The following is a 14,474-nucleotide window of genomic DNA, read 5'->3' on the forward strand; positions in this document are numbered from 1 at the left end:
GTTACAGTATGTGCTTAAACTGGAATTTTGTACGCTGGGTGTAAGTTTCACCCGGGTTTAGTACAGATTTAGGGAAATGCGGCTGGTTTGGTGCATCAGGGTAGTTTTGTGCTTCAAAACATATACCGCTGTACGGGTGGTAATCGGCACCTTCCTTGCCTTTCAGTTGCCCGAAGCAGTTGCCGCCCACATAAATGTGTACGCTCGGTTGGTCTGTATATACCGTCATTTCAAGACCATTTTCCGGGTTGTACAGCTTGGCAGCAAGCCTTTCATAATTTTGCGGCAGTACAAATGAGTTGTCTATAGATCTTGGGCACTCGGCAGCCTGGTTGAAATCCAAAGCTGTACCGGCTACCTTGGTAAAATTACCCGTAGGGATTCCTTCAGGGGTTACTTCCAGTATTTCGTCGGCGGTAACCTGTACCAGTTGCCTCTCTAACGTTTGCGTGTGGCCACCCAAATTAAAGTAGCTGTGCTGGGTAAGGTTCAGTACGGTGGTTTTATCGGTCACCGCGGTGTAGTTTACCAGTAGTTCGTTTTCAGGGGTAAGGGTGTATTCTACCTCTATGGTAAGGTTCCCCGGAAAGTTTTCTTCGCCATCGGGGCTGGTGTAGGTAAATACTATACTTGGCCTTTCGCCGCCCTGTATGCGTTTCATTTGCCAGTAGGCACGGCCAAAGCCGCTAAGGCCGCCGTGCAGGGTATTGCCATTATTATTGGCATTAAGTTTATAAGTACCGCCGTTCAGGGTAACTTCCGCCTGGCTGATACGGCCTGCATAGCGACCAATTACCGAGCCAAAGTAGGGACCCGACGGAAGCCCGAACGACTGAATGTAGTTTTGTATGTTGTCAAACCCCAGAACGGTGTCTACAACTTCATCTCCGGCCGCAGCCTTTAGTGAAGTGATGGTAGCGCCGTAGTTGATAAAAGTAGCTTCGAGCCCACGGCCGTTGCCAAGGGTATAGCTGTACACTTCCTTACCGTCTGGAAGTATACCGAATAAATTCGTAACACATTTTGGTGTAAAATATGAAATCTGGGAATTTTCCATATTAATATTATTAATTCAGCATCAAAAGTAGAAATTAATTTTACCTAACCATACCAGTACCTACCAGTTTTTGTATATTAGCCACCAGTTTAAAACGTTGTAGCCATGAAACTCATACACATAGACAGTTTTCGTAGTTTGCCCAAATACAAGCAGATAGTACTCTCTGTAGAAACCGCAATAAGCGAAAAACGCCTGCGCCGGGGCGATAAACTACCCAGTGTAAACAAGGTGGCGCTGGAGTTTTCGCTGTCGCGCGATACGGTTTTGCTCGCTTACGAAGACCTGAAAAAGCGCGGCATTATCTACGCGCGCCTGGGCAAGGGGTATTATGTAAAGAGTGAAGAGTTTGCAATGGAGCAACGGGTGTTCCTGCTTTTTGATGAGTTTAACTCGTTTAAGGAAGACCTGTACAATTCCTTTAAGGAAACCATGGGCAGCAGCGCGCAGATTGATATTTTCTTCCACTATTTTAATATCGATGTATTTAAAAAGCTGGTTAATGAAAACAACGGTGACTACAGCAAATATGTGATTATGCCCACCACGCTACAGGGTGTCGCAGATATTATTAAAGAACTCCCCAAGAACGATGTGTATATACTTGACCAGACTACTGCCGAGCTGGCCGACTACCCGTCTGTGCATCAAAACTTTGTAGCTGATATGTACAACGGCCTTACCAAAGGGGTAACCAAGCTACGCAAGTACCGTAAGCTGATACTTATTTTCCCCGATTTTAAGCAGCCCCCCGGCATGAAAGAAGGCTTTTTGCGTTTTTGTAACGATAACGGTTTTACGTATGAGGTTATTCCTGATTTTGAAAATCACGGCATAGAACCCGGTGAGGCGTATGTAATACCAAACGACCGCCACCTGGTAAACGTTATAGAGCAGGCGCGTGTGCAGCAACTGCGTATAGGCAGGGATGTGGGTATTATTTCGTATAACGATATACCGCTGAAAAAGGTGGTGGGCAATGGCATTACCACCATATCTACCGACTTTACCGCCATGGGGAAAATCCTTGCCGAAATGATTGTGCTGCAAAAACGCGACAGCGTAGAAAACGCCAGCAGCCTGATACAGAGGGGATCGTTATAGATAGATAAAATCAGTATACTTATATTTCGTTTTGTTGTACTTAGATGCAAGTTCTTCGAAAAGAATATTTCTTTTGAAACTACCAAAACCACATGATATACTTTCGACTGATTTATTTTCAAGAATGGGGAGCATATCCTCAGGTTTAAAGCTTTCTGCCGAAGCATAAATAAATTCTTTCAAGAAAGGTGCTTCTCTTAAACTTGAAAGATCTTTTAATCCTTTTAGATTTTGAGATATATTCGTCGCAAAGATTTATTTTGAGTAAAATCGGGTAATTTCTGCACCTGTTTTAAAGACTGGATGAATAAATTCTGTAAAGTAATTAGATTAGAAACAAAGCTCAAGTCTCCTAAATCACGGATTTGCCAAAGCTCTAAATATTTAAGCTGGGGCAAGCTTGATAATGCGTCAAAATTCTTTATTCCTCCGAGTTTAATATCTACAGACCATAACTCTTGTAAATTGGTAAGGAAATCGATGCTTTGGGTTGAAATAGAACGCAGTACAATTTTCTGAAGTTTACTAAGTCTGCTTACAGAATCAATGCCCTTCTGTTGCCCTTCTAAATAAAGAAATTCTAAATCTCTAAATCTATTAATGTAGCCAATGTTGGGTTTTTTAGAAGTTGTTTGAAAAAGGTATAATTCTTTCAGATTTGGATTAATATCGTTCAAAAAGTCAAAACTTTCCAAATTAAAGATACCAACACCTAAACCCTCTAATTTTTCAAGTTTAGTAACTGTTTCAATACCTTTAGAATCAATCATACAATCAACAGAAATTTTCCTTAATGAAGGTATTTTTTGAATGTAACTTAAATCGGTATTATGCCCATATATACGCAATTGGATATCATTTCTTTTGGAGAAAATTAATTCCTCTAAAAGATTAATTTCGTTATAATTCAAAGGTCTTGAAAATTGTATTGTTTTAGTTTTAGGGTTTCCGGCAAGCATTTCTAAGTCATTTCTTGTAATTCCTGTTGAAATTTGATATTGTCCAATGGCTTCATTTACAATTTGTATACTCATTTTTTCACAATTAAGAATTTTACTCCGGCGCTTCAATTTTTATAAACCGTTTCGCTTCATTCCCGCTTTCATCGGTTATGGTAAGATAATAATTCCCTGTACCTGCACGCACCTGCATTTCATGAAAGGTTTGGGTTTCGCCAAGGTATTCATTGCCCAGGTACCAAAACAGCTTCGCTTTCGGGTTAGTATGCGCCGCCTTAAAGATAACAGGTTGTACCTCACCGGCAAAATTCCGTGTGAGGTATACTTTGCCGTTTTCCTTAGGGTAAATAAAATCCATGTAAGTGCCTGCCGTACCCTCGCAACCGGGCTTATAAGGTGGTAGTGGGCGGTAATCCATGTGCAGGTTTTTGTAATACCATTCCATAACGGGTGGCAGTACAAACCAGGTTTGGGTTACCATATTGTCTATGGCTTCGCAACTGCTGTTTACGCGGTATTGCCCTGTTGGGTCCAGTTGCACGGTTTTATGGTACGGGCAGGGTTTGGTTTTGCTGCCACTTATGGGTATCCATTGTTTAGATACCGGGCAATGCTCGCCTGCCAAATGCCCACTTGTGGCACAAATTTCGGCTTCCTGCAAATCGTTATATGGCGGGGCAAACCACTTTTGCCTTGGCAACAGGTTAAACACATCAAACAAGATGGGCGCAGCGCTGCCTACCCCCGTAAGTGACGGACGGCCTTCGCCGGTAGCATTGCCCACCCAAACACCCACTACATAGCGGCTGTTGGTGCCAATGACCCAGGCATCGCGGCTGCCAAAGCTGGTGCCTGTTTTCCAGGCAATTTCCAATGACGAGTCGTAAAATTTCCAGGCTTCGTCGCCTTCGGGGCGGTTTACTTCCTTCATGGAATTGTAGGTACACCATATAGCACCTGCGCCTATTACGGGTTTCTGCCAGGTTTCAGAGCCAAATGTCCGTTGTACAGTACTGTCGTAGTTAAGGTCGGTAAACTCATCGCTGCGGTATTTCGCCTGCGAGGCAGTAAAATAATTCAGCGTAGATGTAAGCCCCGAATAGGTACGGCACAAATCCCACAGGTTGCTTTCGGCGCCGCCAAGTATTAGCGACAGCCCGTAATGGTTTGGCGATTTATTAATATTACTCAGTTTAAAATCCTGTAGCTTGTCGTAAAAACGGTACACGCCATAGTCCTTCAGCATCAATACCGCCGGTATGTTCAGCGAGCGCGACAGGGCTTTTTGTGCGGGTACGGCACCATCATATGTCAACTCATAGTTTTTAGGGCTGTAGCCTGCTATCTGTGTGGGCACATCAGCCACGAGGGTATTGGGCAGTAACTCACCGGCATCAAGCATCGACCCAAACAGCAAGGGCTTTAAAATACTGCCCGTACTGCGCGGCGCAGGGATAATATCCACATCTTTCTGGTGGGCTTTATCAGTAGGGGCGTTGCCCACGTAAGCCAGTACATTGCGCGTTTTTACATCCACTACCAAGATGGCAATATTATACACCTCAGTTTGGCGGTACTCCTGGTAGTAGCGTGCCGCAATTTGGTTCACCCTGTTTTGCAAGGCAGATTTCACGGTGGTGCGTATGCGCTGCCCGTCCTGTTTTTTGGCTATACGTTGCAGCAGGTGCGGAGCCGCTTGCGGCAGGTCGAACGGTTTTTGGGGCAAATCTTCCTGCAACGAAAGTTCGTAGGTAGTCTTGTCTATTACTTTTTCATCGTATAGTTTTTTCAGCAGGCGGTCGCGCTTGGCACGCAGCAGCTTTTGGTTTTTCCCCGGGAAAATAAGGCTGGGTGCATTGGGCAATACCGCCAGTGTAGCCGTTTCTGCCCACGAAAGCTGGTGCGGCTGTACGCCAAAATACCGCCACGAAGCCATTTGCAGCCCCACTACATTCCCTCCATACGGGGCATGCGCGGCATACAGCCCTAGTATTTCGTCTTTACTATGACGAAATTCCAGGCGTGTAGCCAGGATGATTTCAATGAATTTCTCAAAGTAACTGCGCTTTTGGTGCTCCCTGCTCAGGCGGATAACCTGCTGGGTTAGCGTACTACCGCCACGCACCACATGCCCGGCATCATGGTTTTGTTTCATGGCCTTGGCAATAGCCACAGGGTTAAAACCCGGATGTTTGTAAAAATGCTGGTCTTCAAAATACACTATGCATTGCCTGAATTTATAAGGCACACTGTCCTGAGCCGGGAAACGCCACTGCCCGTCGGCTGCTATGCGCGCACCCAGCAGGTTGCCCTCGGTGCTTTCTATAACCGTGCTGTACGGTTCGCTAAACAACGTACGCGGCAGGCAGAAATAATACCCCGCGAGTAGCACCACTGCTATGCCGGACTTAATTTTATTGGTTTTAACCCAATGCCAAACGGCACGGGTCTTTTTACGGATGTGCTCTTTAATGTTCATGGGGTGCTAAATCCTGTTTTTGGTAGCGGTTTACAAAAGGATTTTCTCGTATCGCATTAGCGCTTCTACTAGATAGTAGTCACCATAGCTTAGTGGGGTGTCTATTTCAGTTTTGTTAGGCATGTTGCCCACACCGTGTTTCAGCAGAAAACCACCGTTAGTGCCTTTTTTTGCAAAATACTCCGGACTCGTAAGTGTTGTAAGTATGGTTTCCGCGGCCGACCAATATTCATCCGTGAGTTTTGTGTCTACATAACCACCCAGTTCCACCAAAGCCGAAGCTGTTATGGCTGCCGCCGAAGAGTCACGTAGCGCATTAGGTACACCTGGCGCTTGGTAATCCCAGTACGGTATAAGGTCTTTCGGCATTGTAGGATAATGCAGTATGTACTGTGCTATATGCTTGGCTTGCTCCAGGTACTTAACATCTTTGGTTTCGCGGTACATTACCACATAACCGTATAATCCCCAGGCCTGCCCGCGTGCCCAAGACGAGTTATCGGCCGCTCCCTGGTTGGTTATTTGTTTAGTAACCTTACCGGTATGGATGTTGTACACCACCTCGTGGTACGAACTATAATCGGCCCTGAAGTGGTTTTTCATGGTAGTATTGGCATGGTTAATGGCTATGTCGCGGTACACTGGGTCGCCACTGTGCTTACTGGCCCAGAACAGCAGTTCCAGGTTCATCATGTTATCAATAATCACCGGCATTTCATCGGCAGACGCATGGTTCCATGGCGCGCTATCCCACGATTTTATGCACTTTGCCACAGGGTTATAACGCGTGATGAGGCTTTTAGCGCTCTGCATCAGCACGTCTTCATACTCCTTTTTAGGGTTGAGCCTTTCTGCATTGCCAAAGCTGCAATACATCATAAAGCCCAGGTCGTGCGTGGTGGTATTGTACTGTTCTTTTTTCAGGTCTTCCAGAAAGGCAAGTGCTTCCTGTTTCAGTGCCGGTACTCCTTCGGCTTCAGCCAGGTACAGCAATGTACCGGGATAAAACCCGCTGCACCACCACCCCGAATCGCTGTTTTCAGCCTTTTGCTTGTCATCATGCCATGTCTTGGGGTACTGGCCCGGCGCTACGGTTGTGCTGAGGTAAGTGTATTGTGCTGCAGCCTCTGTCAATGCCTTGTATGCATCAAGTTTGGGCTTGTCTGTATTTTTCTGGGCAAAGCAACCGGTTATTGTAATTAGAAAAGTTATACTAAAGGTGAGGTTTTTCATTGATGGTTAATATTGTTTTGGATTACGGGCCGTATGCCTTACGGCCAGGATATGGATTTCGTCGGCTAGTATTTTGTATGAAATGCGATACTTATAAACTTCAAAAGCATGATAGCTGCCGTCGTTATAAAGCTTGTAAATGTCTAAAGTATACATCAGGCAGTTAATGGAAAGCGTGGAAACATGGCTATAAATAGTGTAAACAACTTTATCTGCAATGGCTACAGAGCCTGAGGTGTTCGAAATATATTCATGGATATCACTAAGGTGCTCCAATGCAAAGCGCGACCAGGTTACCTTTTTCCCCATCGCTTTATAATTTCTGCTACTTCTTCATGGCTAAAGGAATCCCCGTTGCTGATGTCGTCTTCAGCACGTTTCAGTTCAAGGTTATATTGCTCAACAGACAAGGGTTCTGAAACCACAGGCGGATGATGGCTGTGGTATTGCTCCACCACATCATCTACTGCTTTCAGCAGGCTTTCGTCGGCCATGCTGATTTCCTGTATCAGCTTTTCCCTTAGTTTTATAGCTTCCATTATAGCTGCTTTTTATACCAAATATAGCACATTTTTACATTATTCCCCCAAAGGGAGGGGTGGTGCATTACCGCACCACCTTAACCCACTGGCCTTTGGTCCTTGCCAGACAACATAGTTGTCCTGAATATGTACTATCCCTTTTGCTTTAAGCTCGTTAAATAGGTTTCTGTAATCTCTGTCAGTACATTAGGTTGCTCAAACTTCCTCACATAATCCAATATCTCAGGTTCAATGTCCTCACTTAAGAGATATGCTTCGCCTTCATTGGTAATAGCATAGTGTGAAGGTGTCCCATTATCAAAATTCTGGGAGACTCGTATTAAACCCTTTTCTAACATAGGCTTTAGATTAGCCCCCATTTCGGCAGGAAAGTCATGTCGTTCAAAAATCTTAACCAGGCTGTATATACTATTGATACCGGGTTTCGAGTATATTAAAAGCAATACTAATTTCTGTTTTGTTGTCATCGCGTTCACTGTCATTAATATCGATTACCGTACCACCTTAACCCACTGGCCTTTGGTCCTTGCTACATAATTGTTATCATACATGGCCTCTGCCTGTACACCAGGCAGGTAATACGTACCCGCATAGCTGGCATTGAGCAATATCCTGAAGGTATGGCTCTCGTTCGGCTTCATGCTGAAGTAGAAATTCGTACGGTCGTCGCGTATATCGGTATAGTCCACCTGGTTTTCGGCAAAGCTGCCGAAGTCGGTAAACCTCGTGTTTACTATCTCCCAACCGCTTGGTATAATCTGCGTCAGCGCAATGTTCTCCACACGTTCGCCTTTACGGTTGCCCACAGTAACTTCGGCTACAAACTCGGTACCTTGCGAAAGCGTAGCAGGGTTAATCACCTTGCCGGCACGATCCTTAAATACTATAGACGAACTCAGCCCGCGCTGCTCGGTTTGTTCCTGGCCCACAGGGAGTATGCCGCTGTACACCACCTTTACATACAGGTTGCCCTGCTTGTTGTTGCGCAGTGTTACCTTATTGTTGGCAGCCACATCCAGCACACGGTCGGCAAAGGTCTTGGCAGTCTTTAACGAACCGCCCTTACCGTTAGATGTATACGCTATGTCAATACCTTTCTGGCCGTTGCTTTGGGCAAACTTACTCATGCTGTATAGGCAATAGGCCGTGGTTTGTGTACTCATCCACTGGTTGCTGCTCATCTGCTTGGCAAGTTTTGTAGCCAGGTTAAAGGCACGTTCTTTCTCACCAAGCACAATCAGTGTTTCCAGTGCCATGGCCCTGTTACGCTCCGGCGAACCGTAGTAATAGTAGCTGTACTCATTGGTTTCATCAAGTACGCTTTGTGCCAATAATTGCTGGCCTACGCCTTTTTGCCCGGCCAGCGCATAAGCGGCAGCAAGGCGCAGTTTGGCCTCATTGCCGATGCCCGGTGTTTCACGAAGCCTGTTCATGGATGAAAGGTCAGCCGAACCTGCCAGCGCAAGTGTATACAGCCTGTAGGCCTGCTCCATATCATTATGGTTGCCTGAAGTATAGCGCCATTCGCGTGCGATGTTTTTCTGGTAATTCAGCCATTGTTTTTTCATGTTCAGCGGCAGGGCATAGCCTTTTTTCTCGGCTTCTACGATGAAATGCCCGGCGTAGCTGCTGCCCCACTCATCGGGTTCAGGGTTGCCCGGCCAGTAGGCAAAGCCACCGCTGCCGGTCTGGAAGTTTTGCAGCTTTTTAATGGCTGCCGTTACATACTTCTGTATTTTGTTTTTACGGTTTTGGTCAATATCGGCAATGTCGGCCAGATACAACTGCGGGAATACCGATGAGGTAGTCTGCTCCACGCAGCCGTGCGGGTACTGTATCAGGTAATCGAGCCTGCGGTTAAAGTCGATGCTCGGGAACGACGATACCTCCAGCCTTGCCTTGTTGCTGCCTGCCACGCCAAACGGTTGCCAGTCAATGGTAGCCGAACCACCCGGTTTCAGTACAATTTCCTTAAACGAAGTGGTAACCGGGTTCGGGTTCATTACATCCAGCTCCACATCGTAGCTGGCGCGCTCCTTACCGCTCGTTGCCGAAACTGTGACTTTACCAATGCCCAAAGTATTTGGTACTTCAAGGTCGAAATACACCACTTTTTCGTCCGGCTGGGCAAAGCTCACTTTTTGCGAAGCCGTCCCGATAACTTTCAGTCCGTTATTGGTTTTCAGCTGTACTGTTACATCTTTTATCTGTTTTTCCATGGCAAATACCGTTACCGGAAGCGATACCTTTTCGCCCGGCGTTACCTTACGCGGCAGCGAAGCCAATAGCATCAGCGGGCTGCGTACCGGAGTGGTCTTTTCGGTACTGCCGTAAGCGCTGGTTTTATCATCGGCGGCTACCACCATGGTACGCACCGAACCAACATACTTAGGCAATTGCAGGGTATGTGTACGGCTTTGGCCTTTCTCCAGTTTGAAAGGGCCGTAGTACATTACTACGGGTTTAAAGCGGTTGGCTTTCTTCGCCTTGCCGCCGCCCATATCGGCATCACCACCTATACTGAATACCTGGTTTACCTTACCACCATACGCACCGATTACCTGGTCGTATACGTCCCATGTTTTAACGCCCAGCGCTTCTTTGGCATAGAAAGCCGTCCAGGCATCCGGGGTTTTAAAGCGGGTAAGGTCCAGTAGGCCGTCGTCTACCACGGCTATGGTATAGGTCATGGCATGGCCGTGCTTTTCGCTCACTTTTACAGTGGTTTTCTGTTCGGGGCGCAGTACATCGGGCATGCTTATCTGCGGTTCCAGTACGGTCGATTTATCCACCACCTCTATCGGCACTATGCCGTACAGGCGTATCGGCGCATCATTTTTGGTGGATGCATGCGGCTGAAGCAGTGTTACGTGTACGTATACGTTTGGTGCCAAGTCGCCTGTAACAGGTATCTGCAACTGGGTTTCGCCTTTCTTGGTTTGTGCCCAATAAGTCTTTACCACTTTAGTGCCGTTTTCCAGTGAAACCAGCGCACGGCCTCCTTCGCTTGAAGGGATGGATATGGTAGCCTTTTCGCCTACGGCATATTTCTTTTTGTCTGTGGTAAACATTAGCATGGCGGCTTCCTCGCCCGTTGTGGCACGGCTGCGCCCGCTCCAGTACGGATAGTCGATAAGCACGGTACCACCTGCCGAGTGGCCTCCCTGCACATCGGTAACGCGTACCAGGTAGTTGCCCCATTCTTCTTTGTCGGTACTAAAGTTAAAGGCTGCTTTACCGTCGGCACCGGTCATAAGCTGGGTAGTATACACCGGGGTATTGCTCACGGCATTGCTGTAGGTAGACACGCCGTTGTTACCGGTATCCCACCACCAGCGCCACTCTACTTTGTACACTTTGGCTTCCAGCTTGCGGCCTGCACGCGGTACGCCGTTTGCATCTACTGCAGCTACTTCAAAGCGGTTGCTCTTTCCGTTTTCCAGCATACCATATTTGTTAGGCTGCGGCATGCGCACACCCACATAAGTATCGTAAGGCGAATAGCTCGCTGAAACCACATCAGTACTAAAATCGCCGCCTTTTTCATAAGCTTTGGTAATGATGGCCGCCTTCAGCATTCCCGGTGCGCGGGTTTGCAGCTTAGGTTCTACGCTCACATGGGTGCTTCCAGTTTCGTCTACATTGCCCGAGAAGATGTTCACCTCCTCGGTACCAAAATCCTGTGCAGGGTCGTCAAACACATAGTTAGGGTAGCCCTTAAATGTGGTGGACTGCTGCATGAATTTTGCCTGAATTTCCACTTTAAGCCCTTTGGCTACCGCACCGTGCAGCCATGCTACGCTCACAGTGGCGTTGTTCTTTTTATTGGCAAAAAGCATGTGCCCGTCAAAGCCGTTCTTTATCTTGAGCCTGTTCGGTTTTATGGTTTCTATTTTAATAGCTTTATAAAAATGCGCCCCACCAACTGATACCATAGCCTCCCAACTGCCTGTAGGGGCTTCGGTTTGCGTAGGCACTACAAAGGTGTAATGGTTCAGGCTGTTGCGTGGCTGTACGGCCTGGTGCATCATCTTGCCATTCGGGTCGCTCAGGCGAAGCTTTACGGGGTGGGTAGGGGGCAGCTTACTCTCCTTGTCGTTCAGCATAAAGCTGAGGTATAGCGTATCGCCCGGCCTCCACACACCGCGTTCGCCGTAGATGAAGCCCTTAAGCCCTTTTTGCAGTTCGGTGCCGTCTATGTCAAAGTTGCTCAGCGAAAGCGTGTAGCCTTCCTGTAGCTTTATGTACGTAGTATTGCTGCCTTGTCTTATAATGGCAAAATACGGCTTACGGTCGCTGTTCAGGGTAACGATGCCCTCGTTATTCGTCTGACCTGAAGCCACCTTTTGCTGCTGGTAGTTGTACAGCGCCACACTGGCACCCGCTATGGGTTTGGTAGTGGTAATGCTGGTTACGGCAAAGAAGAAACTGTTGTTTTTGCCTTTTTTGGCAATAACCCCCAGGTCGCTTGCCAGCACATTGGTTTCTACCTCGCGGTCGTAATAGTAGGAGTTACTGCACGGGTTTTCGCGCTGGTCCCATTCGTAATCACTATGGTAATAATCGTAGTCGTCGTATTCGGTGAAGTCTTCTTCTTCGGCTTCATCGTCGCCGGATTCCTCTTCACTGTCGGTACTGTCAGTGGCAGATTCCTCGCCATCGCATTGGTACAGCGAGTACGACCTACGCATGGATAGTTTTATATGGTAAATAGCGCCCGGTTCGGGTTTTACCAGTTTAGATAAGTCGAGTGCAAAAGCATTCCACTTGCCATAGTTCAACATTTTGTTGCTGTTCAGTACCAGTTTGGTCTTGGCAACAGGCAAAGCCACATCACGCAGGCTGTAGCCGCTTTCGTTTATATCGTTGTCCTGCAAAAACTGCATAACATTGCTTTCAAATATCCGGTAGACCCGCACGTCTACGGCACTGAGGTTTACGGCCTCAAAGTTCAGTTTCAGGTTGCTGCTGGCGGGTAGTATGCTGCCATTTTTGGCAAAGCGTACCTGTGGCGCCAGCTGTTCAAATACTACCTTTTCAGAAAACGTGGTCTTGGTCTTGTAGCCTTCGGTGCTTTCTATCCCCTGGAAAACCTCGACCAAAAAGCTGCCGTTCAGCGGCTCGGCGAAGTACGCCTTAAGCAGGTTGCCCTCGGTAGAAAATGTAATGCCCTTAACGGTTTCCACCGCTACAAGCCCGCTAAAATCCTGATCCTTCCGCACAGGGTCAGAGAAATTGATGAGCAGCGTCTGGTTATCGCCCTCGGCGGCCTGTACGCTCATTACCTTAAAGTTATCCTTGCCGGGTATGGTGTACTCAGTGCTGCCTTCCTGCTCTATGTTATAAGGCTTGCCGTTCCAGCTTATGGTAATGTTGCTGTCCTGAGCCTCGCGCTTAATGCCGTCTATAACAAAGTTAAATTCGGCATTGCCCTGCATGGTGCTAACAAGCTTCACTTCAAGCTTACGGCCATTTTGTGTAGCGGTAATCAGCTTTTCGGCAATTTTAGTATCCAGGTTGTCGGCGCTTTTCAGGGTAACGTTCAGGTACTGGGTGTCGCGGTCATAGCTTTGCAGGTCGTTTGGCGTTACCATAAAATCCTGTTTCAGCGTTTTCACGCGGAATTTAAAATCACGCAGGTTGTCCGGCACCTTAATGAATTTAGACAGGTGCAGGGTTACGTAATACTCCTTGTCGTGCTCCAGCCGTTTTTCGGGACGGAAAGCAAGGGTGTTGTCGGGTAAAAGGGTTACTTTCCCTTTTACGGCAGGCGAAATGCTGAAGTAATCGTTGCTGAGCTCCTGGTCCTGTACCCATTCGCTTTTGGTAAAGGCCAGCCCCACAAGGATGTCGGCTTTGGTGGAAATGACCCCGGAGGAAAAATTGGTAATGTAATCGCGGTAGAGGGAAAAATCTGAGTCGAACTCAGGGCCTGCATCGTTTTGGCAGGCATTAAAAAACCATGTGATGGCCGCAAGGCAGCACACCAGTTTTAGTGTTTTCATGGCGCTGGTCTGTGAAAGGTTAAGGTCGTTTTTTTAATTTTTGGTTCCCGAGAAGATTGCGTGGCACGCGGGGCACGGGGGCGTTTTACGGAAGGGAACAAGGAGGTATGGCGTAGGAGGGGTGCGGCCCGCAAAAGCAATACAGAACAACCTTGTGAACTTATTAAAAACCTTTGTGAACCTTGTGGTTTTTCAACCCTCAATTTTTGCTATAACTATATATAGCCGATAAATATTGTGTGAAGTTAATAATTTTTTTTTCTACAATAGCAAGAGAGCGTAAATCTTTGGTTATCATTAAGATATTTGCAAGAATAATTGTTGTACGAAAGCTGATTATCAGGTGCAGTATTTTTTACCACAAGGAGCACGAAGGTTTTTCACGACGGCCTCAAAGTTCTATGGATTAAGGCTTGTTCCAAGCTGCTAAGCACACGAGGCATGACGTGCCAACCTTGTGTCCTCAATCCTGATAATCAGGATTAAAAACGTAGTGTATACGAAACTATAAGACTTGCTTTGTGGCCGTTGTGAAAAGGCGTAGTGTTTGTGGCAAAATTTTAAAACACCTGAAACTATCTTCTCCGTTTAAAAAAATCCTTCATCAGGGCGCTACATTCCTCCTCCATAATCCCGGTAATCACTTCGGTTTTCGGGTGCAGTTTTCCTCCCATGGCGGTGTAGCCACGGTGGGTATCGTGGGCGCCGTATACTATGCGGCTTATCTGGCTCCAGTACAGCGCACCGGCACACATTTGGCAGGGTTCCAGGGTAATGTAAATGGTGCAGTTAGTAAGGTATTTTCCACCAAGAAAACCTGCCGCTGCTGTTATGGCCTGCATTTCGGCATGGGCGGTAACATCGGTAAGGAGTTCGGTAAGGTTATGGGTTTTGGCTATTACGCGGTTGTCTACCACCACTACAGCTCCTACGGGTATTTCGCCTTTGTCAAAAGCAGTTAAAGCCTCCTGATAGGCTTTCTTCATAAAATACTCGTGGGTAAAAGGATTTTCCATGGCGCAAAAATACATTTTTAAAGCTACTTATCAGTAAATCATTATCTTTAAGGGAATAAAATTGCATAACATTCGTTAA

Annotated in this window: 9 protein-coding genes; 1 reads left to right on the plus strand and 8 read right to left on the minus strand. The window is 46.9% G+C overall.

All coding sequences use genetic code 11. The features are described from left to right. Position 1: 1 nt before the first annotated feature. Positions 2-1,057, minus strand: coding sequence for an aldose epimerase family protein (locus ACLI1A_RS08830; protein ID WP_411408256.1), 1,056 nt, complete (start codon positions 1,055-1,057; stop codon positions 2-4). 105 nt (positions 1,058-1,162) lie between these two features. Here ACLI1A_RS08830 and ACLI1A_RS08835 point away from each other — a divergent pair, with 105 nt between their 5' ends. Continuing rightward, the gene (locus ACLI1A_RS08835) at positions 1,163-2,161 is read left to right on the plus strand and encodes a GntR family transcriptional regulator (protein ID WP_411408258.1); all 999 of its coding nucleotides are present in this window, start codon (positions 1,163-1,165) and stop codon (positions 2,159-2,161) included. Between the two features lie 224 nt (positions 2,162-2,385). Here ACLI1A_RS08835 and ACLI1A_RS08840 read toward each other — a convergent pair whose 3' ends face one another. The 7 genes from ACLI1A_RS08840 to ACLI1A_RS08870 all read right to left on the minus strand — a co-directional run bounded on the left by ACLI1A_RS08840 (position 2,386) and on the right by ACLI1A_RS08870 (position 14,395). After that, positions 2,386-3,195: a hypothetical protein gene (locus ACLI1A_RS08840; RefSeq protein WP_411408260.1), complete on the minus strand. Its 810-nt coding sequence runs from the start codon at positions 3,193-3,195 to the stop codon at positions 2,386-2,388. A gap of 19 nt (positions 3,196-3,214) precedes the next feature. After that, a complete protein-coding gene (gene pbpC / locus ACLI1A_RS08845) occupies positions 3,215-5,599 on the minus strand; it encodes a penicillin-binding protein 1C (protein WP_411408262.1) in 2,385 nt (794 codons plus the stop codon). A gap of 30 nt (positions 5,600-5,629) precedes the next feature. Next, positions 5,630-6,832: a glycoside hydrolase gene (locus ACLI1A_RS08850; protein WP_411408264.1), complete on the minus strand. Its 1,203-nt coding sequence runs from the start codon at positions 6,830-6,832 to the stop codon at positions 5,630-5,632. 6 nt (positions 6,833-6,838) lie between these two features. Continuing rightward, on the minus strand, positions 6,839-7,141 hold the full coding sequence (locus ACLI1A_RS08855) for a type II toxin-antitoxin system RelE/ParE family toxin (protein ID WP_411408266.1): 303 nt from the start codon (positions 7,139-7,141) through the stop codon (positions 6,839-6,841). Then, on the minus strand, positions 7,126-7,371 hold the full coding sequence (locus ACLI1A_RS08860; RefSeq protein ID WP_411408268.1) for a hypothetical protein: 246 nt from the start codon (positions 7,369-7,371) through the stop codon (positions 7,126-7,128). The genes ACLI1A_RS08855 and ACLI1A_RS08860 overlap by 16 nt, the downstream gene beginning before the upstream one ends. 494 nt (positions 7,372-7,865) lie before the next feature. Next, positions 7,866-13,379 carry an alpha-2-macroglobulin family protein gene (locus ACLI1A_RS08865; protein ID WP_411408270.1) on the minus strand — a complete coding sequence of 1,838 codons (5,514 nt, stop codon included), beginning with the start codon at positions 13,377-13,379 and terminating at the stop codon, positions 7,866-7,868. Positions 13,380-13,954: 575 nt separating this feature from the next. Beyond that, positions 13,955-14,395: a nucleoside deaminase gene (locus tag ACLI1A_RS08870; RefSeq protein WP_411408272.1), complete on the minus strand. Its 441-nt coding sequence runs from the start codon at positions 14,393-14,395 to the stop codon at positions 13,955-13,957. Positions 14,396-14,474 lie beyond the last annotated feature (79 nt).

This window comes from Flavobacterium sp. RHBU_3, assembly GCF_046613565.1.
Classification (GTDB): domain Bacteria; phylum Bacteroidota; class Bacteroidia; order Flavobacteriales; family Flavobacteriaceae; genus Flavobacterium.